Origin of the sequence: Kitasatospora sp. GAS1066B (assembly GCF_041262605.1) — a bacterium.
In the GTDB taxonomy this organism is placed as follows: Bacteria; Actinomycetota; Actinomycetes; order Streptomycetales; family Streptomycetaceae; genus Kitasatospora.
The window spans coordinates 213105-237033 of record NZ_JBGCCO010000010.1; the positions used below are offsets into that span (position 1 = coordinate 213105).

Annotated in this window: 24 protein-coding genes; 21 read left to right on the plus strand and 3 right to left on the minus strand. The window is 70.5% G+C overall.

The window, feature by feature from the left end; all coding sequences use genetic code 11:
* Window positions 1-4: 4 nt before the first annotated feature.
* From ABH937_RS14070 to ABH937_RS14110, 9 genes are all read left to right on the plus strand, one after another.
* Window positions 5-343 (plus strand): hypothetical protein, encoded by a 339-nt coding sequence (locus ABH937_RS14070; RefSeq protein ID WP_280664010.1) that lies wholly within the window; start codon window positions 5-7, stop codon window positions 341-343.
* A 222-nt stretch (window positions 344-565) separates the two neighbouring features.
* Entirely contained in the window at window positions 566-1657 is a 1092-nt protein-coding gene (locus tag ABH937_RS14075; RefSeq protein WP_280664009.1) for a hypothetical protein, read from the plus strand.
* A gap of 73 nt (window positions 1658-1730) precedes the next feature.
* A complete protein-coding gene (locus ABH937_RS14080; protein WP_370218330.1) occupies window positions 1731-3458 on the plus strand; it encodes a hypothetical protein in 1728 nt (575 codons plus the stop codon).
* A 3-nt stretch (window positions 3459-3461) separates the two neighbouring features.
* Window positions 3462-4988, plus strand: coding sequence for an SCO6880 family protein (locus tag ABH937_RS14085; RefSeq protein WP_280664007.1), 1527 nt, complete (start codon window positions 3462-3464; stop codon window positions 4986-4988).
* Window positions 4985-6421, plus strand: a complete 1437-nt coding sequence (locus ABH937_RS14090) for an ATP/GTP-binding protein (protein ID WP_280664006.1) — start codon at window positions 4985-4987, stop codon at window positions 6419-6421. Before ABH937_RS14085 ends, ABH937_RS14090 begins: the two co-directional genes overlap by 4 nt.
* Window positions 6418-6804: a DUF6238 family protein gene (locus ABH937_RS14095; RefSeq protein WP_280664005.1), complete on the plus strand. Its 387-nt coding sequence runs from the start codon at window positions 6418-6420 to the stop codon at window positions 6802-6804. The genes ABH937_RS14090 and ABH937_RS14095 overlap by 4 nt, the downstream gene beginning before the upstream one ends.
* The gene (locus tag ABH937_RS14100; RefSeq protein WP_280664004.1) at window positions 6804-7067 is read left to right on the plus strand and encodes a hypothetical protein; all 264 of its coding nucleotides are present in this window, start codon (window positions 6804-6806) and stop codon (window positions 7065-7067) included. The genes ABH937_RS14095 and ABH937_RS14100 overlap by 1 nt, the downstream gene beginning before the upstream one ends.
* Window positions 7068-7097: 30 nt before the next feature.
* Window positions 7098-8540: a type IV secretory system conjugative DNA transfer family protein gene (locus ABH937_RS14105; RefSeq protein ID WP_280664003.1), complete on the plus strand. Its 1443-nt coding sequence runs from the start codon at window positions 7098-7100 to the stop codon at window positions 8538-8540.
* The gene (locus ABH937_RS14110) at window positions 8537-9037 is read left to right on the plus strand and encodes a hypothetical protein (RefSeq protein ID WP_280664002.1); all 501 of its coding nucleotides are present in this window, start codon (window positions 8537-8539) and stop codon (window positions 9035-9037) included. The genes ABH937_RS14105 and ABH937_RS14110 overlap by 4 nt, the downstream gene beginning before the upstream one ends.
* A gap of 652 nt (window positions 9038-9689) precedes the next feature.
* Here ABH937_RS14110 and ABH937_RS14115 read toward each other — a convergent pair.
* Both ABH937_RS14115 and ABH937_RS14120 read right to left on the minus strand, forming a co-directional pair.
* Complete coding sequence (locus tag ABH937_RS14115; RefSeq protein WP_280664001.1) at window positions 9690-9914, minus strand: DUF397 domain-containing protein; 225 nt, start codon at window positions 9912-9914, stop codon at window positions 9690-9692.
* Window positions 9911-10762, minus strand: a complete 852-nt coding sequence (locus ABH937_RS14120; protein WP_280664000.1) for a helix-turn-helix transcriptional regulator — start codon at window positions 10760-10762, stop codon at window positions 9911-9913. Before ABH937_RS14120 ends, ABH937_RS14115 begins: the two co-directional genes overlap by 4 nt.
* A gap of 362 nt (window positions 10763-11124) precedes the next feature.
* Here ABH937_RS14120 and ABH937_RS14125 point away from each other — a divergent pair, with 362 nt between their 5' ends.
* The 3 genes from ABH937_RS14125 to ABH937_RS14135 all read left to right on the plus strand — a co-directional run bounded on the left by ABH937_RS14125 (window position 11125) and on the right by ABH937_RS14135 (window position 14774).
* Complete coding sequence (locus ABH937_RS14125) at window positions 11125-11706, plus strand: ATP-binding protein (RefSeq protein WP_280663999.1); 582 nt, start codon at window positions 11125-11127, stop codon at window positions 11704-11706.
* Between the two features lie 364 nt (window positions 11707-12070).
* Window positions 12071-12625 carry a hypothetical protein gene (locus ABH937_RS14130; protein ID WP_370218331.1) on the plus strand — a complete coding sequence of 185 codons (555 nt, stop codon included), beginning with the start codon at window positions 12071-12073 and terminating at the stop codon, window positions 12623-12625.
* 316 nt (window positions 12626-12941) lie between these two features.
* Window positions 12942-14774: an SUMF1/EgtB/PvdO family nonheme iron enzyme gene (locus ABH937_RS14135; RefSeq protein ID WP_280663997.1), complete on the plus strand. Its 1833-nt coding sequence runs from the start codon at window positions 12942-12944 to the stop codon at window positions 14772-14774.
* Between the two features lie 7 nt (window positions 14775-14781).
* On the opposite strand, the gene ABH937_RS14140 is transcribed toward ABH937_RS14135, so the two are convergent.
* Window positions 14782-15213 carry an NUDIX hydrolase gene (locus ABH937_RS14140; RefSeq protein ID WP_280663996.1) on the minus strand — a complete coding sequence of 144 codons (432 nt, stop codon included), beginning with the start codon at window positions 15211-15213 and terminating at the stop codon, window positions 14782-14784.
* A gap of 44 nt (window positions 15214-15257) precedes the next feature.
* Between ABH937_RS14140 and ABH937_RS14145 the strand changes: the two genes are divergently transcribed.
* From ABH937_RS14145 to ABH937_RS14185, 9 genes are all read left to right on the plus strand, one after another.
* Window positions 15258-16082, plus strand: coding sequence for a hypothetical protein (locus ABH937_RS14145; RefSeq protein ID WP_280663995.1), 825 nt, complete (start codon window positions 15258-15260; stop codon window positions 16080-16082).
* 328 nt (window positions 16083-16410) lie between these two features.
* Entirely contained in the window at window positions 16411-16671 is a 261-nt protein-coding gene (locus ABH937_RS14150) for a hypothetical protein (RefSeq protein WP_280663994.1), read from the plus strand.
* Window positions 16672-16754: 83 nt separating this feature from the next.
* A complete protein-coding gene (locus ABH937_RS14155; RefSeq protein ID WP_280663993.1) occupies window positions 16755-16997 on the plus strand; it encodes a hypothetical protein in 243 nt (80 codons plus the stop codon).
* A gap of 59 nt (window positions 16998-17056) precedes the next feature.
* Window positions 17057-17539, plus strand: a complete 483-nt coding sequence (locus tag ABH937_RS14160; protein ID WP_280663992.1) for a hypothetical protein — start codon at window positions 17057-17059, stop codon at window positions 17537-17539.
* Window positions 17540-17706: 167 nt separating this feature from the next.
* A complete protein-coding gene (locus ABH937_RS14165; RefSeq protein WP_280663991.1) occupies window positions 17707-17997 on the plus strand; it encodes a DUF397 domain-containing protein in 291 nt (96 codons plus the stop codon).
* A 350-nt stretch (window positions 17998-18347) separates the two neighbouring features.
* A complete protein-coding gene (fxlM, locus tag ABH937_RS14170) occupies window positions 18348-19583 on the plus strand; it encodes a methyltransferase, FxLD system (protein ID WP_280663990.1) in 1236 nt (411 codons plus the stop codon).
* Between the two features lie 74 nt (window positions 19584-19657).
* Window positions 19658-19825, plus strand: a complete 168-nt coding sequence (locus tag ABH937_RS14175; RefSeq protein WP_280663989.1) for a hypothetical protein — start codon at window positions 19658-19660, stop codon at window positions 19823-19825.
* A 71-nt stretch (window positions 19826-19896) separates the two neighbouring features.
* On the plus strand, window positions 19897-22686 hold the full coding sequence (locus ABH937_RS14180; protein ID WP_280663988.1) for a lantibiotic dehydratase: 2790 nt from the start codon (window positions 19897-19899) through the stop codon (window positions 22684-22686).
* Window positions 22679-23908: a lanthionine synthetase C family protein gene (locus tag ABH937_RS14185; RefSeq protein ID WP_280663987.1), complete on the plus strand. Its 1230-nt coding sequence runs from the start codon at window positions 22679-22681 to the stop codon at window positions 23906-23908. The genes ABH937_RS14180 and ABH937_RS14185 overlap by 8 nt, the downstream gene beginning before the upstream one ends.
* The last annotated feature ends 21 nt before the right edge of the window (window positions 23909-23929 follow it).

Genomic DNA, 23929 nt, shown 5'->3' on the forward strand with positions numbered 1-23929 from the left:
TGAAATGCACACTCTGCTGTCTGCTGCGACCGACCCCTCCCTGCACACCTTGCTCGCTGGAGGTGCTGACATCGTATCCGGGGTGACCCCGGACTGGGGCCCGTTCTCGAAGCTCGGCGGTACGGCCAAGGTGATCCTCGGCGTGCTTGCCGCTGTTGTTCTCGTCATCGGCGCCGGGGCGTTCCTCGCGGGTGTAGGCAAGAGCAAGGGCTGGTTCGGCGAGGGCCACAGCACGATGGAAAGCTCGCGCGGCAAGGGCATGATGGTCGGCGGCCTGACCGTCGTCTTCCTCGTCGCCAGCTTCGGCACCATCTTCGGCATCACGTACGGCATGGGTGTGTGACCCATGGCCTCCCGATCCGTAAGGCGAAACGATTCTTCTGCGGCGGCCGGACCGCCTCGGCCGTCCGCGAGGCTCTGGAGCGTCGCCGCCGGTGGGGCCGCAGCCGTCACCGTCGCCGGGGTGATCGTCAGCCTCGCGACTGGCTCCCCCTCCGCACCCTCTGCCTCGGCCGCGTCAGCCGCCCGACCGACCTTGCGGGCGAGCGCGGAGCGCGGTCAGACGGTGAGCGGCGTGCCGGTGGGCTACCCGCACACCCAGGACGGCGCGAAGGCAGCAGCGGCGAACTACACCGTGGTCAGCGGAAGCGCCGACTTCCTCGCGAACCCGTACGACCGGGACCGGGCCGTGTCGGCCATGGCTGCTCAGGGCACCGCCGACGCGGCGGAGAAGAAGGCCGACCTGTCCGCCGCTCAAGCCATCGGAGCGCTACAGGGCGACAACCCCACGTTTTCCGTCGAACAGGCCATCGCCCGCACCGGAGTTCTGTCCGCCCGGGTCCTGGGATACGACGACCGGGGGGCCATGGTCCGGTTGTGGACGACGACGGTCCGCGGAAGCGCGGCCGGGCACGCGACGCCGAGCGTTGGGTACCAGTCGGTGACGGTCACTCTGGTCTGGGAGTCCAACGACTGGAAGCTCCGCGACAGTTCGACCACTTCGGGGTTGTTCGCCCCGATCGACGTGCGGCAGGCGTCCAACGTCCCTGGCGACTTCGTCAACTACGTGCCGGCCGCTGCGGGAGATCCCGTCGTGACCGGCGCCACCGGGCAGGGCGGTTTCCCCGCACCGTACGAGAGGAGCGAGCAGGGGGCCCGCGCTGCTGCTGTCAGTGCGGTCATGCTCTACGGCGACCCGCGGTTCTTCACCGATGCCGACTGGCGGCACCGGATGCTGGCGGCAACGGCTGCACCGAGCGTGCTGGCCTCGGTCACCTCGGACGCGGACTCGACGGCCCGGCTGGTCTCGGCCAACCGAGGGGTCGGTACGGACGGCAAGACGGCCGACGGCAGCGAACTGATCACGCGGACGGCGGCCCTGGCAGCCCGCACCATCTCCTGCTCCGACCAGGCCGCGAGCATCGAACTGTGGACGGCGTCGGTCGGCGGGGTCGCGGGCAAGGACGAGACCCAGCGCCCGCAGATCGCCTTCCTCCGGATGACCGTGGATCTGGCCTGGGTCGACGGCACGTGGAAGACGACGGCCGTCACGCCGTCGGGGCCGCTCGTGCCGTCCCCGCCTGTCATGCAGGAGGCGGACTCCGCCGACAGCTTCGCGGACGTGGGGGGTGCCAGCAATGCGCCTGCGACTGCGTGACGATGCCCCCGGCCTGCTGAGGCTCGAACGGAGCGCTCCCAGCCGCTGGCGGCGCCGGCTCCAGACGATCGCTATGGTCAATATGGCCATCGGGTTCTTCTTCATCCCGGCCGCGAACGCGGACTCCATCTTCTGCTACATCCCGCTCGTCTGCGAGACGAAGGCCGCGATCGACTTCGTCAAGGACCCGCTGGGGTTCCTGCTCCAGAAGCTGACCGAGGCCAACATCTGGTTCCTCCAGCAGATGCTGGATCTGATCCAGAACACGACAAAGCTCGACCTCACCTCAGCCGGCTTCCTGCAGCAGTACGCGATCATCTTTGCGGCCAGCAGCCTGCTGACCGTCGCGCTCTGGTTGATCGCCGTCGCCAAGCGAGCTATCCGCGGGGTACCAGTGACCACAGCGGTCTCCGAGGCAGTCGGCTTCCTGCTCCTCCAGTTCGTAGTCAATGCGATGACGCCAGGCGCGCTTGCGCTGCTGATGAAGGCCATCGACGAAGTCACGGCCATCTTCGAGCCCTACGCGACATCGAACTTCAAGCCGTTCCTGGCGAACCTCCTCACGGCGATGGCGTCGAACCCCACGGAGGGCGTGGGGCAGCTACTGGTCGTCAACCTCATCATGATGCTCGGCGCGCTGCTGATGTGGATCGAGTTGCTGATCCGCAGCGCTGCAATCTACGTAGCCGTCGCGCTCGGCCCGCTCGTGAACGCGGGGCTCGTTGACCGTGACCTGTGGGGCAAGAGCAAGAAGTGGTTCGGCGGCATCTTCGCCATCGGCCTGAGCAAGCCAGTGCTCTTCGCTCTGCTCGGCCTCGGCGGGGCGGTCCTCAGCGACACCTCGGGCAGCATGTCCGACGTGGTCTCCAAGACGCTGGTTGGGGCGCTGATCCTCCTGCTTGCCGTCTTCGCAAGCGCCACGCTCTACAGGTGGGTGCCCGCCTTCGGCGACGAGATGGCCCAGCTCCACCACGATCGGAAGGCCGCCCAGTCCTCGGGGCCGGCAGCCGCGATCGACGGGCCCGGCCAACACGCCAACCGGGCGATCAACTCCCGGGTGCAGGACGCCGTGGTCGGCGGCGGGAAGTCCGCAGGCGCCAAGGCGGCCGGAGCCAAGATGGGCGGCGGAACCGCTGCTGCTGGCGGACCGGTCGCCGTTGGGGCGGCCGTGGCCAAGGCCGGCCTGGACATGGCGAAGAACAAGGCCACCAGCTCGCCGGGAATGCAGGGACCTGGCGCCGCGAATAACGACAGCTCGGCCCAGACCCCGGGTCAGCAGGAGTCCGGAGCCCCGGACGCTCCGGCCACGGCCAACCCGGAGGGAACGACCTCCAACCCAGTCGTCGGCTCAGCCCCGGACTGGTCCTCGGCCAACGACCACGCCACTTCCGGCGCTCCGGCCACGGCCAACCCGGAGGGAACGACCTCCAACCCAGTCGTCGGCTCAGCCCCGGACCGGCCCTTGGCCAACAGCACCGCCGCGCCCGCTCGTCCCGCCGCCACCGGCTCGACACCCAGCACCGCCGCGCCTGCCCGTCCCGCCGCCACCGGCTCGACACCCAGCACCGCCGCGCCTGCCCGTCCCGCCGCCACCGGCTCGACGCCCAGCACCGCACGGCCGATCTCGCCGCCGGCTCCCGCCGCGGCGGCACCGTCTCCGATGCCGCGTCCCGTGGCGCCTTCCTCACCTCCCCCGTCAAGCACCACCTCGGGGACCGGTCCCTCCGTCACACCCACGCCACCGGCGCGGCCGACAGGCGGCCAGACATCCGGTCGACCGACCCCCCGCAAGGACCAGTGACACATGTCGACTCGTACGTATCAGTTCGGAAAGCACCGCCCCACCGGGCTGGTTGGCCGCCGCAACCTCGGCGAACAGGTCGTCCTCGGCGCCGGTGCCGGAACCGGCATCCTTCTCGGCCTCCTCTTCAACAAGGTGACGGCCCTCGCGGCGACGGGCCTCGTCCTGCCGATCCTGCTCGCCCTGGTCATCGTGTACGCGCCGTACCGGCCGAAGGGCACGTCCCAGCGGCGGACCCTCTACCGCTGGTGGCGGATCAACCGCTACCACCGCAAGGCACTTGCCCGTACAGGCGGCGTCTGGGTGTCACCTGCCATCGAGGAGGGCGTGCGCCGCGACGGCACGCCGCCGGATGCCGCCCTGGCGGAGCCCGAGGGCATCGCGGGCATGACGTGGGTTCCGGTCACGGTCCGCGGGCAGAAGGCCGTCGTCGTTCTCCAGCCGGAGGCCGGCTGTGTCACGGCCGCGCTGGAGGTCGCCTCACCCGGTCTCGGTGGCAAGGACGTAGCTGAGCAGGTTGTCGCGCTGGAGCGCTGGGGTGAGCTGCTGGATGCCTTCGGCAACGTTGAGGAGCACCCGGTGAAGCGTGTTCAGGTCCTCGCCCGGCAGATGAAGTCTGACCCGTACGCCCACCAGCGGTTCGTCTCGCAGCGCGACGAGTCGGCAGCGACGGCCAACGCCCCGCAGTGGCTCAAGGACTCGTACGACGTGCTGGCCAACGCGGTGTCGACCAGCGCCGAGGAGCACCGGTACTACATCACCATCCACGCGAAGTTCACCCGGGACCTGGCCGCCGAGGGCTCCACCCGCGGATCGGGTGACGACGGGGTGGCCGCTGCGATGGCCGCGTACCTGGAAGAGCTGTGGTCCCGCGCGGAGGACGCCGACCTGTCCGTGGTGGCGCCTCTGGACGAGGGCCGGCTGACGGCCTTCATCCGCAACTCGTACGACCCTGACCACGCCATCTGGGACACCGAAATCCAGCAGGCCCACGCCTTCCCCCGCAACGTCGACGTCCGCCACGGAGCGCACGTGGCCACCCGCGCCGCAGGCTCCACCACCAGCTGGTTCCACGCCACGGCCGCCGTGGTCTCCTGGCCCACCACGCCAGTCGGCCCGGACTTCCTCTCGCCCCTGCTGATCGGGATGCCCGATGTGATCCGCACCATCTCCATCACGCAGCAGCTCGAACCGAACGACAAGGCCGTGGAGCGGATGCTCGCGGAGGACACAAACAACCAGGCGGAGATGAACCGGGACCGCCAGCGCGGCAAGAACATCGATCCTCGCGACCAGATCGCCGCGAGTGCCACCGGCTCGCGCGGCATGGCCCTGGCCTCCTCGGGTGCGGCCGGCGCCGCTGTCGTCGGCTACATCACGATCTCCGCCCGGAGCGCCGAAGAGCTGGAGCGCACCAAGCGGACGACCGCTTCCCGTGCCCGCAACGCTCACCTGCGGATCGAATGGCTCGACCTCGAACACGCCCGTGCCTTCGCCACGACCCTGCCCTTCGCCGGAGGCATCAAGTGACTGACCTGCTCGACTTCTCCCCCCTCTCCCCGATGTACGAGACGGTCCGCCGACCGCTATACACGGAGACGACCACCAGCCAGGCCCTGTATCTGCCTGTCGCACCGCCGACCCTGGGCAGCGCGGGCGCGATCATCGGCCGTGAGCTCTACTCCGGGAAGGCGTTCATCTACTGCCCTTTCAGCGCGTTCGGCGACGGCCTCCCCGGCGGGAACATGATCGTGATGGGCGACACGGGGCGGGGGAAGTCCGCGTTCGCCAAGACCTACGCCGCCCGGCAGATCCGCCTCGGACGGCAAGTGGTCATCCTCGACACGAAGGAACAGAAGGAGCGCGAGGAAGGCGAGTGGGCCGCGCTCGGCCGCTCGCTGACCGGCAAGTCCCCGGTGAAGTTCAGCCCCGGCGGCGGGCCGGGCGCCTCCTGCATCAACCCGATGGACCCCGCCATCGCGGGCAAGCGGCAGGTCGAGCTGGTCCGGACGATCGTTGAACTCGGCCTCGGTAGGCCGCTGGACGAGTTCGCCGGCTCCGCCTTGCGCATCGCGATCCGGCGAGCCCACCAGCGGGCCGGTGACCTGGACCGAATCCCGGTCCTGGCCGACGTTGCCGCAGCGCTCCGGGCGCCGGAGGAGTCCGACGCTTCGGCCAAGCAGCGGACGCGGGACGAACTCCTCGGTGACGGCCTGGAAGCGTCCTACGTCCTGGACCGGCTGTGCGGGAGCGAGGATGACACGACCGGCGACCTGACCGGGATGCTCGACGGACCCACCAGCCTCGGTGTGGACCTCAACGCCGACATGATCGTCTTCGACCTGACGAAAGTCCCGTCGGGCGGCGTCGCCATGACCATCCTCGTCGCGGTGGTCGCCGTGTTTTTGGAAGAGGTCTGGCTGCGACCGCTGTGCGAGTGCGGGGCGGAGCCGAGTCGGCACCAACGCGTGGTGGTCGACGCCGGCTCCGGTGCCTGGGAGCTCGGGCCGAACCCCGGGTCGGGATGCCGCCGCTACACCCAGCGCAAGCGCATCCTCATCTGCGAAGAGGCGTGGCACATCCTTGGAGTTCCCCAACTCGCCGCGCTGCTGGAGAAGTTCTTGAAGTTCGCCCGCGGTTACGGGCTGAGCTTTGTCGGGCTCGTCCACCACCTGTCCGACATCGACGACAGCCCGGAGACCCAAGCCGCGCTGAAGATGGCCGACACCATCGTGATCTACAGCCAGAAGAAGGCTGAGGCGGAAGCGACGGTGGCCCGGCTGGGCCTGCCGTCCTGGACAGCGGATCACATCACGCGCCTGCGCCGCGGGATCGCGCTGTGGGTGGTCGGAGAGGTCATCTACCCAGCCGTCCAACACCTCCTGGTCGAAGCCGAGCAGCACCTCTGCTTCTCCTCCGGTTCGATGACCGACTTCACCAGCACCCACCCGGACGCCGCATGAACGCCCAACGGCACCTCGCCGCCGTCGACCAGGTCCGCACAGACTCGGAGCACGCCTCCCCCATGACCAGCCCCACCGTCGAGACCACGCCCCTCGCCGACGAACGCGCAGTACGGCAGGAGATCGACCAGTTGCACGCCGACGCGCTCGAACTGGCCCGGCGCACGAAGGCGCTCGCCACAGTCCTCGACCACGGCGAGTACTCAGCCGCCGGTGGCCGTGTCCGCACCGCCGTCACCCACATCTGGCGGGCAGCGGAAGACCTCCACCAGGCGTTCCACACCGCCCCACCGCGCTGCGCCGGACCCGACACCGCGCTGTCCCGGCTCTGCGGCCGGCGCATGCGCTACCTCGCCGTCCGTGCTGCCCGGCAGGCCGCGTAGTGGACTTCCTGCCGAACGGAACGTCGCTGGCCCTGTACGCCGTAGCCACCGTGTGTGCGGTAGCCCTGGCCACTGTCTGGCTGGTGACGAACCGGGCCCGGCGAAACGCCGGGTTCGCCGACAAGGGACAGCTCAAGCGCCAGCTGTCGGCCGCAGCGGTCCTCAAGGCGACCGAGATCCGTCCCTCCCTCATCCGCGGTGAGGAACGCCCGAGTCACACGGCGGCGGTGAGCCTCGCGGAGAAGCGTTCCGCCATCTCATGACCCGCCCCTCCCCCTGTTCCGGAGCACGTCATGCGCCACCAGCACCTTGATCCACACGACTTCGGCTACTCGCTGGGGACCTCGCAACGCCCGAAAGGCATCGAGCTGTGGTCCCGCGCCGACAAGGCATGCCGAGTCATCGGCCCCATGGGCAGCGGAAAGACCACGCGCTTCTTCGCCCCGACCATCCGCAAGTGGGCTGGCCCAGTGCTCGCCACCTCGACCAAGCCGGACCTGGTCGAACTCACCCTCGACGCACGACGCCGCGACGGGCGACCGGTCATGGTCTTCGACCCGCAGAGCATCGCCCCCTCTCTCCCGAAGTTCCGGTGGACGCCGATCACGGGCGCCGCCGAGACAGAGATCGCGATGATGAGGGCCAAAGCGTTCGTCGCCGGCTCCCGGACTCCCGGGGGCGCTGCGCAGTCCAGCGAGGGCGCCGCTTTCTACAAGGGCCAAGCGGCCAAGATCCTCGCCGCGTACCTCCACGCCGCAGCTCTCGACGGAGCCAGCCTGGATTGGGTGCTCAAGTGGGCACGCAAGCTGACCGACCCCGCGCCGGTCGGCATCCTCAACGCCCACCCCGGCGCCGGCCCCGGGTGGGCGGACATGCTCCGGACCGCCACCTCGGGCGACAGCCGCACCGTCGGCAACACCGCCTCGACCCTCGATGCAGCCCTTGAACCCCTCATGCACGAGTCGGTGATGCGTGCTCTGCAAGGGGACGGAGACCCGACGGACTTCACCGAGTTCCTTGACTCGGAGGGCACGATCTACCTGCTCGGCAAGGACTCGGAGGTGAACAGCGTCGCTCCGCTGACCACGGCGATCACGGAGGACCTGCTCGACATCGCTGAGGCTCACGCCATCGCGTCTCCGGCCGGGCGGCTCGACCCAGCCCTCCTGGCCGCGCTGGACGAGGCGCCGAACATCGCACCGATCCCCTCCCTGCGCCAGCGCGTTGCTGACGGCCGGGGCCGGGGCATCACCGTGATCTACGGCCTCCAGGGCTGGGCTTCGGCCCGCGCCCGATTCGGCGAGGACACAGCGAACGAGCTGGCGAGCTTCACCAACCACGTCATCGTCTTCGGCGGAGCCAAGGACCCCGCCTTCCTCAAGGACATGTCCGACCTGTGCGGTCAGGTCGAACGGGAGCGCACCACGAAGACCACTAGCGGCGGGGACCGCGGCAGCCACTCGACCGCAACGCACATGGCTCTGGAGCCTGTCCTGCGCGGCGACGAGATCAGGTCGCTGCCCGAGGGCCACGCCCTGGTGCTCGCGGACAACCTCCCGCCAGTGATCACCCGCCTTGACGGGATGTGGACCTGGGACTCGTGGCCGGAGATCGAGGGCCACGTCCGCGAACTGCGGGCCGCGAACGAGGAAGAGCGACTTCGACAGGCCAAGTCGAGGAAGCAGCAGGCCAAGGCTCACGCCGCCGCCTGGGCTGTCCAGGGGGCTGCTGCATGACGAACCCGCTCTCGCTGTTCAAGCCCTTCCCCGAGCCGCCCGCACTGATCTTGGACTACATCGCGGAGCGGAGCGCGGAGGAGTCCGTGGTCGACGGCCCCCCACCGTGGGACCTGGGAGCCCTCCCGGCTGAGCTGGCCAAGCCGATGCCCGCGTGGCTGAACTCGGTGTGCCGCTGGCTGAACCAGACGTACGCCTGGCAACCACAGGACGTCATCCCACCCTGCTGGGAGAAGCACGAGGGCCTGGGGTACGAGATCGCGGCCCTGGCCTTCGCCCGGGGCGACGCCTACGCAGACCCCGGCTCCACCGTCGTCTGGCACGAGCAGTACGACCGGTTCCTGACCCGGATGACCAAGGCTCTGGGCAAAGCCGGCGACGAGTGCCGTGTCGGGCGGCACGAGGACCGCCCCGCACGATTCCAGATCGCGGCGTGGGGCGACGAACCTGCCGCTGTCGCGGTTGACCTAACAGCAACCGCCGGAGGCCCCGAATGATGATGCCGCACCCTCACGTCGTCTTCGACCTTGACCCGAGTCACGGCCTGGTGGCACGGAGCGGCTGGGAGCAAGAGGAGGCTCGGACTGTCCTCCGCGACGTCGGATGGGAGTGGCAGGAGGAGCTGCATGCTCTGGTCCCGCCGGCCGACACACCGGACGTTGACGCCGGGGTCCAAGCGGTCGAGCAGCTACACCTGCACGGCTACCTGGCGGGATACTCAGTGGGGCGATTTGGTGCCATGCGGCTCACCCTGGACCGCGCCGAGCAGGTGTTCACGAGAGCCGGAGTGCAGCAGAGCTCAGGGCCACAACCAGAAGGGACGCCCTCGATCGCGCCTCAGGATACGGCGAGACCGCAGAAACTGGCATACCGCGGCGCGACCGATCCGGTGAACACCGTCTCACCAGAAACACCAGTCTCACCACTGCTCTAGGTGCGCTAACACGACGAGACGTACAAGGTCATCCGTAGCGCCATGTCGTAGCCGATGCGTACGATCGACAACCGCGCGCCTGCGGCCCTGACACCCTACGGAGGTGTCAGGGCCGCAGGCGCGCGGTTGGGATCGGGGTGGCCCACCCACCCTACGGAGGGAGACGGGCCACCGAGCCTGGCCGGCCGGCACGCTACGGAAGTGCCGGAACTAGGTCAGACCGCTACGGGCGCCAGGGTGCCGGAGCCAACAGCCTGGGCAAACGCCGTCCATGCTTGGGGCTGGTGCCGGTGGGCCGGGCCGGTCGGATTCTTGAGGTCGGAGACGATCACCTCCCCGGCGATTCCGGCGGCCCCCACGCAGTCAGCGCTTTCGTTGCTGTAGGACGACTTCCGCAGTGCGACGCCGAGTTCGGCAGTATTCGGGTAGTAGTTGCTCACTTGATCTGGTCTCTCTTTTCGGTGATGAATGCGAGCGACTTGTCCAGAGGCAGGGCCTCGGCTGTGATCTTTTGGAAAGTCGCGTGGAACTCCTCTACCGATTCCCGATCCTCGATCCACAGTTCGGTCTTCTGGGCCGTGACCAGGGCGATGTCAAGCGCGGGCCGGTAGGGGAAACCGAGGATGGTCAATGCACCGTTCATTCCGGGATTCAGCGCGCAATCCGCAGGCATGATCTGGATATTGACGTTGGGGCGGCGGGTGGCCTGTATCAACTGCTCCAGCTGGGCTCGCATGATCCCCGGACCTCCACCCTTGACGCTCAGGGCCGCCTCGTGGATCACCGCCCAGACCTCCGGCGGCTTCGGTCGCGTCAGGACGGATTGGCGGGCCATCCGTACGTCGACTTTCGCCTCGGCTTCGTCCTCCGAGAACCCACCCAGCTCGGTGAAGATTGCGCGCGAGTAGTCGGGGGTTTGGAACAACCCCGGGATGAACGACGGCTGGTAGGTCTTTACCGCTGATGCCTCGGCTTCCAGGGACGCCAGGTTGACGGTCTGGTCGTTCACGGCGCCGGCGTAGCTGACCCACCAGCCCTGCTTGGCGGCGTTCTTGGCGACGTCAAGGAGGCCGGCCTTGAGGTCAGCGCTGACCTTAAGGAATTCGAGGAGTTCTGCAACGTCGTCGACCTTGACGGCACCCTTCGCGGTTTCCGCTCGGCTGATCTTGTAGACGCTCCAGTTCGGCAGCGCCTTGGCCACGTCTTCAGGCGAGAGGCTGAGCGCCTCGCGGAGGCGGCGCAGCTCCCCTCCCAGCTGGATGCGCCTCACGGTCTGCTGGAATGCCACCCCTTGCCCCTCCTATGTCGATCGTCAGCACAGTGTGCCTCCCCGCAGGGAGTGCGCGCTACCGGCTCCGAGTGGCATATGACTCGACATTGCGTGCGACTCTGCAAGCTTGCACAGTTGGTAGAAGTGGTTGCGTAGATCTGCACTAGGGTCCATGCTGTGCGTAGCGAACTGCACGCAATGAGTTGGTAGTTGCGAAGGCAGTTCGCCAGCATTGCCAGCTTCAAGTGATCTTGATTGATCGTCAGATGACCAGGTCAGGATGCCCTCGGCCCGGCCCTGACGAGCGCGACCACAACGGCCGCTTCCCCGGAAACACCCCCCAATGCCGTCCGTAGCGGCACGCCCCCGGAGGAACTGTCATGCCCCTGGTTGAGTTCGTAACTGCCGCTTCCCCCGAGGTAGTTGGGAAGATCCGGCGGAAGTTCGTGCCGCAGATTAAGGCCGCCCTCGGCCTCACCGACAGCGAGGCCGAGGACCTGGCGCTGATGGCCTCCGAGCTGCTGACCAACGGCTGGCTCCACGGCTGCGGCAAGAAGAAGGGGCAGCTCGGCTTCCGGGCGCACCAGACGGAGGAAGGGCGGCTGCGGGTGGAGGTGACGGACCCGGCCGTCCCGAGGGTTCCGGCGACGCGGACGCAGCGCAGAAGGGGCGGGTACGACGGCGGCCGGGGGCTGCTCATCATCACCAAGCTCGCGGTGAATCACGGAAGCAGGCGCGACCGGAAGGCCGGCACCCGGATCAGCTGGTTCGAGATGGAGGTCGCCTCCATTAAGCCGGTCGAGAAGGAGGAGACCACCGTGACTGCCAGCACGGCCAAGGCTGCACCGGGTTCGGCACCCACCGCCGCGTCGCCTCACAGCGCCGCGCTCGCCAGCCGCATCCGGCACGCCCGCCCGGCCCCGGTCGTCGGCACCATCGGCCCCAGGTCGATAGCCGCCTAAGACTCCGGCGGCACCCCTGCGCTACGGGCAGGGGGCCGCCGGGCACCACCCCGCCCTTCCCGATCCCGTGGGGGCGGGCCCCGGCACCTTCGCCTCCGGCAACGCTCCGGCCCCTTCCGTGAAATCGGGCTGACGGAGGGGGGTGAGGTGCCAGCGGGTCGCACAACGGCGTGCGACCCGAGCACAGACCGCCGGTCTCGCAACCAGATGGACAGCGAACGCGGGTCCGGCGGGCACCCAGGCGCCTCGCTCAGCGCTCCTTGACCGGGGCGGCGCAGGTGCCGGGGTGGGTGGCCGAACCGGTGCGGCCACCCACCTCACGGGGGACGGCGCCGGGGACGTACGGATGGGAGGAGCGGGGAAGATGGCCCAGGCCAGAGCCGCGAGCGCGAGCAGCCCGACACAAAGGCTCGTGAGGCGCGGCGCTCCCCCGCCGTACGTCCTCGGTGCCCACTGGCTCGCCCGCGCCAACCGCGACCACAAGGCGGTGCTGCTCGGCTGGACCCGCAACGAGCTGGTCGACATCCGACTGGGCGTGCGATTCAACGCGGTGCGCGTCACCAACCACCGCCTCGGCACCGCCGCCCTCGGCCAGTTGCAGCAAGTCGCAGACGCGGTCGGGCCGGTCGGCCCCGTCATCTTCAACGACGCCCTGCGGTGCGTGGAGTTCCTGATCCCCTACTCCTCCACCGCCCTGTGGGACATGAACGAGACGCAGTTCCTCCGCGGCAACGAGAACGTCAAGCACACCCCCGTCCTGCGCTGCCCGCCGCCGGGCAAGGGCCCGGTGAAGGGGCGCCGCTGGCTGATCGAGCCGGACGGAACCGGCACCCTCACCCACCCTCATAACCTCGCCGCTGCCCTCCGTGCCGGCCGCCGCATACTGCACGGCCGAGGCAGACCCAGCCTGGCCGCCTAGAGCGAGACTCACCGCGCCGGCCACCCGAGGCCCGGCGCGCGCGTCCCCCCTCGCGCCCCCAGTGGCCACCCACGAGCCCGCCCCGCCCGGCTACCCGCACGCGGTGGCGGGCCCCAATCGAAGAGCCGCCGCGCTCGGTCCAGATGAGTGGCCACAACGGGCGCGGCAGCGCCGCTGGCCGGACACTGCGCGTCCCACGCAGGTCGATCGGTGGCACCACCCATTCCCCGGGTGCCGACCTCCGGAGGCGGGGAATGTCGGCATTCGGGGCGAAATCCGTCAACCAGTCAGCACGGTACGAGAATTGGAGACCAGGGTGAGTACACAGATGTGGAGCGATTCCGAGCAGCAGTGGGAGGACCCGGCGCGCAGCGCGGTGGACATCGCCGAGCACGTCGCCGCCCTGTTCAAGCCGGAGCAGGCCCCGCTCCTCACCCTCGGCGTGTTCGAGAGGGTCGGCTCGAACTGGACCAGCGACACCCTGCGCCCCTACCTGCCGCAGCACAACGAGCCGTTCCGGCAGCAGCTCGGCTCCCGTCACCCCCTCTCCCCCAACAACTCCCGCCCGCCGGGCCCGGCCGACGCCGACCTCCCCGCCCTCCCCGCCCACCACCTCGCCTGCGCCCTCGCCGACCTCTACGGCACCGATCAGCGGCACATGGTGAAGGAGACCAACCTCTGGTTCGCCACCGGCGCGATCACCAACCTCCTGCCCAACTCCCCCCTCCTCATCCTCTCCCGTGCCCCCCTCGGCATCGCCAGCTCCTTCGCGCGCGGCAACTTATTCGAGCGCTGGCACTACGCCTCCCGCTACAACATGCTCGGCAACGCGGCACGCAACTCCGCTCACTGGGCTCCGTGGGCCGAACTCCTGCCGGAGGACGACCCGGAGCCCGCCGTCGCCCTCGCCCGCCTCATCGCCCTCAACTCGCTCCTCCTCGCCAAGGCGATCAGGAAGGACCTCGGCGACGCGGGCCGCCGCCACACCCACCTCGCGTACGAGCGCCACGTCCTGGCCCCGGAGACGGTGCGCGCCAACCTCGCCGCCTACCTCGACATCCCCCTGCCCAGCCAGCCAGCCCCGGTCGGGACGGCGAAGGCCGGCGCTCGGGGAGCGGACAGCACGTTCGCCACCAAGAAGCACAAGAGCGAGCTGATCGCTGAGCTGGACCCGCGCACCGCCACCCTCGTCCCTCACCACGTCGCCGAGACCCTGTCCCGCGCGACCAACGTGGTGGAGCACCAGGTGGTCGACGTCGCCCGACACTGGCTCAACGGCGATTCCCTGTACGAGGTGCACGACCCGGCCGGATCGGTACCGGCCCCCCGGTCAGGGACGGCGCGGGGGGAGGCACGGCGCCCCGGCCCGGCCGACTACCGCCCGGCGGTAAAGAAGAGCAGCGTGGTGTGGCGCACCCACCTCGTCAGCAACGAGGAAGTCGCCGAGCTGCTGAACATCCTCAGCGAAGCGGGGATGGACAACGCCCGCGACGGCGTCAACCTCTTCGTCATCCCGATGCGAGTGCAACGCGGTGGCCGCCTCCACCAGGACCCGAGCAGCGGAAGGTGGCGGCCGAGCCAGGGGTACGAGCACCACCCCGCCTACTGGGTCACCTGGCTCGGCGCCGCCGCCCTCGCCGCCTGGCATGGCGCCCGACTCCCCACCCGCGCCGAGGTGCTGGAAGCCGCGGCGCTCGCCCGCAACGTCTACAACGCCGACTACCGCTTCGGCGACGCCACACCGGTCGTCGAGCCCGGCCGGGACCACGGCGACATCCACCACCTGGTAGGCAACGTCCAGGTGTGGTGCCAGGACGGCCCGGAGGCCGGCACCCTCCAGTTCCCGCTGCGCCGCTACCTGGTCGGCGCCGCATGGAACACCCCCGCGACTAGGGAGGCGGTGGCCGAGGAGCGCTCGCGCTACCTCCTCGGTGCCTCACGCGGCGTCGGCGTCCGCCTCGTTCGGGACCCGAGCATCCGGGCAGCGGACGAGATAGGGGCGTGGGAACTGGCGGAGCGCATCGGCTCCTGGGTCAACCGCCTCGAACCCACCGGAGTCCCGGTCGGCTACCTCGACCAGGCCCTCGTGAGCGCCCTGACCGGCCCCGAGGCCGAGAACGGCGATGAGACCGAGGCCAGCCAGGACTGAGCAGGGGTCAGAGGCCGATCTCAGACTTCGGGCCCACGTAGGTCCCGGCCCCCGTCCACCCCGAGCGGGCCAGGTCCACGAACCGCTCGGAGAAGCCGAGGTCGGCCAGGTCCTCCAACGCCACCCACTCCACACCCCGGATCGGGCGGGTGTCGGCGCCCTCCTTCACCTGCCCGATCGTCCCCCCGACCACCTCGACCTCGAAGGAGATGTGCACGACGTGCGCCTTGGTGACGTCTGCGACGTACAGGAGGCGGCCGACCTTCACCTCCAGGCCAGTCTCCTCCAGCATCTCCCGCCGGAGTGCTACTTCCAGGCTCTCCCCGTCCTCCACCTTGCCGCCGGGCAGGGACCACGTCCGCTCACCCTCGGTGTCCTGGTTAAGCAGCAGCAGCTGCTTGTCACTGTTCACGGCCATGCCGGTCACTCGCGTATGCATCCGCGAACCGTACTCCCACCCAACTCCCGCACGGAGGCCATCCGATGAAGACGCAGAACAGCACGGCCGTGGTCATCGCGGCCGGAGGACTGGGAACCAGGGTGGCCGGGTGGTCCACGTTCATGCCGAAGGAATTTCGCCCGGTCGAGGGACGGCCCGGCATCGTCCATGTACTCCAAGAGGCGGAAGCGGGCGGAGCGCAACGGGCCGTGGTCGTCCACCACCCCTACTACATCGGCCTCGCGGACTGGGCCAGCCAGGTGTTCGGTCCGGGTGGAACCGCGCGCTACCGGCAACTGGCGAAGCAGGCTGCCGGCCAGCAGCAACCGCTCGGCCTACGCGTGAACTTCGTTCCCCAGCGTGGGCGGTACGCCGACGTCACGTCGGCCCTCAATGGCTCCGAGTACCTGCGCACCGGCACCATCGGCCTGGTCTTCTCCGACAACGTCGACACCACCCACCAGGCCATGGCCGAGCTGGTCGCTGCCACCGACCCCGCCATGCCCGCCGTCCTTACCTCCCCCTTCGACATCAACCGCGCCTCCAGCCACGGTGTCGTCGTCTGCACCGGCTCCGGCCCCGTGCGCGCCATGGCAGGTCTCGTGGAGAAGCCGGAGTTCATCACCGCCGCGCGCCTGGTGGCCGAGCACGGCCTCGACAACCTCCGACTGCTCCAGGGCCGAATGCGAATCACCCCACCGCTGCTTCACCACCTGGCCGCAACCGTCCGGCACGCCGGGCGGTTGGAGCCGAAGCTGTCGCTGGGCCTGGCCTCCTATGCCCGGCACCACCGGGTGCAGGTGGTCACCAGTACGACAGCAATGGTCGACCTCGGGGCCCCCGACCGAGAGCAGGCAGCGGCATCGTGACGAAGGAGGAGGGGCAGCAACCGGGGTGGCGACCGCGGACCTGGTCGGGAATGGCGGACAAACGCCCGAAGGTGCCCGAGCGCCCGGTGCCGGCACCGGCACCGAAGCGTCCGCACGCACGACCCCGGAAGAAGGTGAAGCCGGCGGAGGAGCACCCCGGCCTCCTCATCCCCGACATCCCGGCCCGGCCCACCGCCGAACCGCCTCTCACTCACTGGCCCTCCCTATTCCTCGCCCCGCCCCCCGCGGTGCCCCGGCCGCCCCGTGCCCCCATCCCCCTGTACCACCGCCCCTGGCACCGCCCGCCCTGGAACGAGACGAGGACACCGTGACGCACGATCAGACCACCGAGCCCGTTGCGGCTGCCGACCTGCCGAAGCGCAAGCGCGGCACCCACTGGCAAGAGCCGCCCGCACACCCGTCCGGCGCGTTCCTTCCGCAGGGCCCAGTGCAGCAGAGGCAGGAGCCCCGCGCGGCCGCCCACCGGACCGCCGACTTCCTCACCCACACCTCGACGCAGAGGTGGGTATCGGTGGCGGAGGCGTTCGACAGCCCGTCCGCCGTCCGCCCCACCAGGGACGTCAGCTGAGCTGAGCCGATCGGACGTCCGGCCGCCACCCAGCCCCCGCGCCGGTCGTCGCGGCCAGGACGAGCCGACACAGGGGGCTAGGCGTGGGCAGACACCGCAGGCCAGCGGACCCGCCCTCCGATGTGGAGAAGACGGCCGAGCTGGGCATCGCGCTCCTCGCCATCGCGGTCGGCAAGGAAATCGCGGTGGAGGGGGTGACGGTGCCCCCCGGCACCACCACGCCCTATCTCTACCGACGCACCTACCGCCCCGACGGCCTCACCACCTACTGCATGGTCCGCATCGCCGACCTGCCCACCTACGGCTTCCCCCCACCCGACCCTTGACCGCCCCTTGGCGGGTTCCCAAGTTGGGACGCCTGCCCGCTGCCTGGAGAATTCGCCCGATGAGGCTCAGCCACCCACCCGGCTGCACCTGTCCGATCTATACCGACCCCCCGCGCATCGCCCGCCTGAATCTGCGGCGGGCGGAGGCGTTGAAGGAGTGGCCGAGGCGGGTGACCGGGCGCAGTAGGACTGCGGCGACGCACGCGGCTAACGCAGACCGCTCTCGCTGCGGCTTCATCCTCCTCGACACTGACGTGGAGAAGCCGGGGTGCGCCACCGTCGACTGCAATCCCTGTCTCAACGAGGAGGCGGCGGAGACGGCGAAGATCGACGGACGCCGCATCCGTACCAGCGACACCAACAAGCTCTCGCCCGAGTCCCTGGCGGGCTGGGCCGAGGCCCGCCGGAAGGAAGCGCTCAAGGCCGCCATCACCTCGTGGGAACCGGTAGCGGCCGCGCGAGCCATGCGCCGCTTCGGCCTCATTGCCGATGATCACCTCGCCGTTCTCCTCGACCTGGTCGACCAGCTGGACGCCAGCTGACGCACGGCGCCTCCGCGGGCGCGAACGGTCAGATCCGCGCAGCCTCTGACCACGGCCGGGCTGTCGTCTGCGAGGATGCGGCGGGTGACGACGACTTCGCCGGCCACCACCATCTTCATTCTCAGGGCGGCCGGCAGTCGGCCACCGTCGAGTTGAAGGAGAGCGAGATGTCGGAGAACCCCCAGGCCGAAGGCACGCCGGTGGCGAAGCCCAAGTACACGCAGGAGGAGCTGGCGGGCCTCACCTGGTACGGCGCACCCGGAGACACCGAGGGGCCGCAGGTAGCGTTCCCGGAGGACGGCACCGGCAACGTGGTGATGCGCCACGGCGCGGACCACAGCGCCCCCCTCCTCGTCTACACCCCCAGCGAGTGGGAAGCGTTCCAGGCCGGCGCCGCAGACGGCGAGTTCGACGAGGTTGAGCAGCAGGTCCCGGCTACCAGTCCCGCCACCGAATAAGGGGTGGCCACGCTCGGCCAGCAGCGCAGCAGCCTGCCCGAATTGGGGACGTCGAGATTCAGCCGTAGCCACGATTCCGATTGCGCACAGCGCCGCAACCGCCCCGCCGCTGGTCACGGCCACCCCAGCGGGTCGGCGCGGGCCGGGTGCCGGATCGGGTGAACGCGGCCGAGCCGTGGATCTGCGCCCTGGCGGAGTCGGGGATTGGCCGGAAACCCTGGAGAACGGGGTGCGGACTGCTGATTACGGTGAGCACCCTCTCCACTACTAGTCGCCCTGGGAGTCAGCAGCTGTGTTGACTACGCGTGACGTTGCCCCTCAAGGGACCGCCGGTGTCTAAGCTCCCCAGCATGAAGACCGTCAGTGACCGCGACGTCACAGAGCTAGCCGCCGAGGCGGCGGAGCTGAACAACCACCTGGTCGCCCAGCTGGAGCGGGCGGGCAGGATCACCAGCGCCGAGATCGCAGCCGCGTTCCGGGCTACCCCCCGCCACCTCTTCGTGCAGGACGCCGAGTTGAGCGAGGCGTACAAGGACGATTACCACCCCACCGACCGCGACGGCGACGGCCGACTCCTCAGCTCCGTCAGCGCGCCGTGGCTGGTCGCGCAGATGCTGGAGTACCTGCGACCCCAGCCGGGCAACTCGGTGATGGAGATCGGCTCCGGCGGCTACAACGCCGCGCTACTCCACCAGCTGGTCGGCGACGCGGGCGCGGTGACCAGCGTCGATATCGACCCGGCGGTGACCGAGCGCGCCCGCCGCTGCCTGCGAGCGGCTGGCCTGGAGGATGCCGTCCGCATCGTCACCGGCGATGGCGCGCACGGCGTCCCCGACGCGGCCCCGTACGACCGGATCGAGGTCACTGTGCAGGCGGCCGCGATCGAGCAGACCTGGCTCGACCAACTCGCCCCCGACGGCGTGCTCGTCGTCCCGCTGCGTGTGCGCGGCCTCGGCCGCCTCGTTGCTCTCACCTCGGACGGGCGGGGGCACTGGACCGGCGGCGGTTGGCTACCGTGCGGCTTCGTGGCGATGCGGGGGGAGGCGGCGAGCTCCACCCAGATGCATGCGCTGACCCCCGGTACCCGGGTACGGGTCGACGGTACCCAGCCGCTCGACACCGAGTCCCTGACGAAGGTCCTCGACAGCGCCGGCAGCCCGCACTGGTCCGGCGTCGAGGTGGGGGCGAGCGAGGGCACCAGGCCCGTCATCGACCTGTGGTTCGCCACCGTCCTCGACACCTACGGCACCCTGCTGACGAACCCGGGGGAGTCCGCCCTGCGGGCGCTGTCCGGCGGCACCCCGCTCACCTGGAACACCGACTCCACCACCGCGGCTTACGTGACGATGCGTCCGGTTGAGGGGCAGAGCGGCCGATACGAGTACGGAGTCGTCCTCCACGGCGAGGACCACACCTTGGCCGAGACGCTGGTGGAGAGCTTGCGGGAGTGGGACCGGGACCACCGGGGACGTCCCGGCCCCGTCCTCCACGTCTACGCCGAGGGCACCGATCCCGCCACCATGGCCCCCGGCCGAGCGCTGAACCGGCCCGGCGCGCCGCTGGTCCTCACCTGGCCGAAGGACTGACGGCCACCCAAACTCCCGGACCCGCGCGGTCCGGGCGCACCATCCCCAAACGGACGATGGAAGGAGGACGCACCATGACCACCGCACTGCTGGACGCCTTCGCGCTCGACGCGGTGAACACGCCGCTGACCGGTGTGCGTGAGAACTACGCGGACACCGAGGGCGATACCACCGGTGATGGCTGCGGGGAATCGCCCCCGGCCGGGCCGACCAGTGGCTGCCTGATCCCGGGCCAGCTGTAGTAGCGCACGGGTGGGCGGCACCGGCGGCACCGGTGCCGCCTACCCGGCCGTTCGACCAGGGGGAACCGTCCGTGCGTAGCCGTCTCGTACCCGACCCGGTGGCACTCGCCCGCCTCCCGCTCCTGGCGGCAGACAGCCCGAAGGCTGGCGGACTGATCACCGAGGGGTTGTTCCTCGCCTCCCGTGACCTCGACGGCGCCGCTGGCGGCGCGCTCGCGCGGGCTGCCTACGAGCTGCGCGCCCGCACCCGCACCACCCCCAACGGTGTCTGGGCCGCCGCCGCTACTGCGCACCTGGTGCCTGGGGAACCGGTCCTGCTGCTGGGGGAACAGCACCGCTGTGCCACGCTCCCCAACCCGGCCTGGCTCGCGGCCGTCGCCGACCGCGCCCTTGAGCTGGCGGACGGGCTCGACCACCTCCGTCTCTTCGCCAACCCGACCGCGCTGCAGCGCGGCGCGGTGCTGGAGGTCGAGCACCCGGGGCCGGACGGCTCGGCGCAGCTGGGCACGGCTCGGGTGACCGAGGTATCCAGCTGGCTCATGCGCGAGTGCAGCCGGGCCGGCGGGGCCCCGGCCTCGCGGGTCATCCGCGCGATGCTCAAGCACTGGCCCGGCGCCGACACCGCCGCTGTCCAGGCCGCGATCACCTCGCTGGTCCGCACCGGCCTGCTCCTGACCGATCTCCTGCCTGCTGACCTCTCCCGCGACCCGCTCGGCCACCTCGCCACAAGGCTGCCCCCGACTGCCGGCCTGCGCGAAGCCGTCCTCGACCTGCGCGCGTTGCTCGCCGGTGCGGACCGGCACCGGCCCGGTACGCCCGAGCGCCTGCCTCTTCTGCGCGCCGCCCGCTGCGCGGCCGACGCGATCCACGCCACCGCCCGCCCGCTGACCTGCGACACCATCGGCGAGGCCGAACTCCGTCTCCCGACCACGGTGGGGAGGGAGACTGCGCGGACGGTCAACGTGCTCTGGCGCATCGGCCACCGCACGGCGCCGCTGCTCGCCTGGACAGCGAGGTTCCGGGACGTGTACGGGCCGCACCGCCTCGTCCCACTCCTCGATGCCGTCGACCCAGCCACCGGGATCGGCCCGCCCGGACCGGAAGACGCGATCGGCGCCCGCTCCGACCTGGACGACCGGCGCGCCCATCTCCTCCTCGCGCTGCTCACCACGGCGATAGCGCACGGCGATCACGAGGTGGAGCTGACCGAGGAGATGGTGGACGCGCTCGCCCACGACAGCGACGCGCGGCCGCCGCGCACGGCCGAGGCGCACGTCCGTGTCCGAGAAGACAAGGGCGGCCACCTCACCCTGGTCATCGGCACCCACGCGGCGCAGGACGCCGGGTCTGCCGCTGGACGCCTCGCCCGCTACCTGCCTGACCTCTCCCCCGAGCAGCAGGCCGGCGCTGACCCAGTGCTGGCGGAGATCGTCTGCCGCCCCCTCACCGCCAGCACCGGGGCCCTGGCGGTGGAGAGTGGTGGGACGGCGTACCGCATCCCGGTGGGCCTGCCCCTCACCGACTCCCGGGACCTCGACCCCCGAACCTTGCTCATCACCACCACCGCGGCCGGGCATCTCGCTCTCTACTCCCGCCAACTCGGCTGTCTGGTCCGGCCGGTGCTGCTCAGCAGGATCACCCGCGCGCTCCTGCCTCCGGCCGCCCAGCTCCTCCACCTGATCGGGCACGCGGACGAGAGGCCCTGGCACCCCTGGTCCTGGGGCCCCGCCGCCCTCGCGCCCTACACCCCGCGCGTCACCTACCGCTCCACGGTCCTCGCCCCGCAGCGCTGGCTCCTTCCCCCGGGCCTGGCCGCGCTGGTCGAGCACCGCGACCGCTGGCACGCCCACCTGGACGACTGGCTGGCCCGCCCCACCCTGCCCATACCGCAGCAGGTAGTGATCGAGGAGAGCGACCGGCACCTGCCCATCGACCTGCGCGACGCGGACCACCGCGAGCTGCTGCGGCGCAGTGTCCGCCGCGGATGCCGCACCGTCAGCGAGGTGCTGCCGGGGCAACCGCCAGTGCACGGTCCGGACGGCCGCCATCACCTCGAACTCGTCGTCACCCTGCGCCAGCAGCACCAAGCCGCGCGGTCAGTGCCGCTTGACCCCCGCGCCGCCGCCCGGCCCCGGAACACCGACGCCTATCTGCCCGGCAGCGCCTGGCTCTCTCTCGCCCTGCCCGTCCCCGTCCGGCACCAGGACGCCGTCCTCGCCCAACTCCCTGAGCACCCGGGCTCGCTGTTCTACTGGCTGCGGTACACCACCCCCGACCTCGGCCCCCACCTGCGCCTGCGCTATCACGGCGCCCCTGAGATGCTGGCCTCTGTGCAGCAGGAAGCCGCCGACCTCGCCGAGCGGCTGGCCGAACAGCACCTGACCAATGGCCGCCTCACCGTCGCGCCGTACGAGCGCGAGACCCAGCGCTACGGCGGGCCCGACGCGATCGGCGCGGCCGAAGCGGTGTTCGCCGCCGACTCCGCCCTCGTCCTCGCCGCCCTCCCCGCCCACGGCGACGACCAGCGGCTCATCCTCGCCGCCCACACCGCCGCCGCCATCGCACGCACCCTCAGCACTCCCACCGCCGCCCGACCCCGCCCCCTCCCGGCCGGCCTGCGCCGCCACCGCGAGGCCCTGCGGGTCGGGTGCCGGACGGCCACCATCCCCGGTGCCCTCACCGGGCCGTGGAAGTCCCTGATGGATGCCTTGACCGCCTACCGGCCCCTCGTCGCCGACGAGGTGGCGCGACTGTGCGCCTCCGACGTCATCCACATGCACTGCAACCGCCTCCTCGGCACCGACCGCATCCACGAGCACCTGGCCCGCTCCCTCGCCGCCGACCTTCTTCGTCATGCCTGACCCCCTCCTGCTGGTCGAGGAGACTGTGGCCGCCGTCTTCGACCCCGAGGACGCGGCCGCCGGGCTGAACCCCGGCGCCGCCGCAACCCTCGCGGACGGCCTGCCCGGCACCGCACTCCTCCTCGCTGTCCTGGCCGACGGCGACACCGCGCTGATTGACGCCGCCGAGCGGCACTGGACCGCTGCCGCCCGAGCCGTCGCGAACTCCCGACCGGACGGCATCTACTCCGGCCCCGGCGCCCTGGCCGCCTCCCTCATCTACGGCAGCGCCTACCTGCCCGACGCCAGGCGGCAGCACGAAGCCCTGGGCCGCGCCGCCGCCTGGCTCTCCGCCCGCGCCCAGGGCCTGGCCGAACATCAGGCCAAGCGGCTGCTCGCGGGCCGAGCCGGAACCGTGTGGGGCGTCTACGACATCATCAAGGGCCTGGCCGGGATCGGCCGCACGCTCCTCGCCGCCGTACAGCTCGGCCTCCCAGAGGCCGGGCCGGGGCTGTCCGCCGCTCTCACCACCCTCACCAACCTGATCACCACCACCGACGACGCGGGCCGACCCGGCTGGTGGGTCCGGGCGGAAGACCATGCGCTGTCCGTCCCCGGCGCTCTTCCACCCTCCGGTACCGCTAGCACCGGAACAGCGCACGGTATCGCCGGACCCCTCACCCTGCTCGCCCTCGCGCACCAGGCCGGCAACTCCGTCCCCGACCAGGAGAAGGCCATCGCCACCGCAGCTCACTGGCTTCTCAACTGGGCTGTTCCTGGCCCGTCCTGGGCCCCGTACGTCAGCGGCGACGACCTCGCACACCCACCGGACACCAAGCGTCTGGCCGCCACTCCGGGCCGCCGCGACGCCTGGTGCTACGGCACCCCCGGCATGTCAGTTGCCCTCCACCACGCCGGCCGTGCCCTCATGGAGCCCACTCTCCTCGCCCTGGCTCACCGAGCCCTCGACAGCCTCGCCCGCCGTCCGCCGTCCAGCTGGGACACGAGCGGTCCGGGGCTCTGCCACGGCAGCGCGGGAGTACTCCAGGTGGCCATCCGGCTCGGCCACTTGCCTCTCGCCGCAGCAGCAGCCGAACACACGATCGCCTCCACGAACTGGAGCGGTCCGGCGATCGGCTTTCTCACCGGCCGCACCGGCACGGCCCTCGCCCTGGCCACCCACCACCGCGCCCTCGACGGTGCCCGGCAATTGCACTGGGACGGGCTGCTACTGCTGACCTGACCCGCTCGTCCCCAACTCTGG

Excerpts from the sequence above, each read along its gene's own strand:
- ABH937_RS14070 (WP_280664010.1), top strand. The coding sequence starts at position 5 with ATGCACACTCTGCTGTCTGCTGCGACCGACCCCTCCCTGCACACCTTG.
- ABH937_RS14080 (WP_370218330.1), top strand. The coding sequence starts at position 1,731 with ATGGTCAATATGGCCATCGGGTTCTTCTTCATCCCGGCCGCGAACGCG.
- ABH937_RS14085 (WP_280664007.1), top strand. The coding sequence starts at position 3,462 with ATGTCGACTCGTACGTATCAGTTCGGAAAGCACCGCCCCACCGGGCTG.
- ABH937_RS14095 (WP_280664005.1), top strand. The coding sequence starts at position 6,418 with ATGAACGCCCAACGGCACCTCGCCGCCGTCGACCAGGTCCGCACAGAC.
- ABH937_RS14105 (WP_280664003.1), top strand. The coding sequence starts at position 7,098 with ATGCGCCACCAGCACCTTGATCCACACGACTTCGGCTACTCGCTGGGG.
- ABH937_RS14110 (WP_280664002.1), top strand. The coding sequence starts at position 8,537 with ATGACGAACCCGCTCTCGCTGTTCAAGCCCTTCCCCGAGCCGCCCGCA.
- ABH937_RS14125 (WP_280663999.1), top strand. The coding sequence starts at position 11,125 with ATGCCCCTGGTTGAGTTCGTAACTGCCGCTTCCCCCGAGGTAGTTGGG.
- ABH937_RS14130 (WP_370218331.1), top strand. The coding sequence starts at position 12,071 with ATGGCCCAGGCCAGAGCCGCGAGCGCGAGCAGCCCGACACAAAGGCTC.
- ABH937_RS14140 (WP_280663996.1), bottom strand. The coding sequence starts at position 15,213 with ATGCATACGCGAGTGACCGGCATGGCCGTGAACAGTGACAAGCAGCTG.
- ABH937_RS14145 (WP_280663995.1), top strand. The coding sequence starts at position 15,258 with ATGAAGACGCAGAACAGCACGGCCGTGGTCATCGCGGCCGGAGGACTG.
- ABH937_RS14160 (WP_280663992.1), top strand. The coding sequence starts at position 17,057 with ATGAGGCTCAGCCACCCACCCGGCTGCACCTGTCCGATCTATACCGAC.
- ABH937_RS14165 (WP_280663991.1), top strand. The coding sequence starts at position 17,707 with ATGTCGGAGAACCCCCAGGCCGAAGGCACGCCGGTGGCGAAGCCCAAG.
- fxlM (WP_280663990.1), top strand. The coding sequence starts at position 18,348 with ATGAAGACCGTCAGTGACCGCGACGTCACAGAGCTAGCCGCCGAGGCG.
- ABH937_RS14175 (WP_280663989.1), top strand. The coding sequence starts at position 19,658 with ATGACCACCGCACTGCTGGACGCCTTCGCGCTCGACGCGGTGAACACG.
- ABH937_RS14185 (WP_280663987.1), top strand. The coding sequence starts at position 22,679 with ATGCCTGACCCCCTCCTGCTGGTCGAGGAGACTGTGGCCGCCGTCTTC.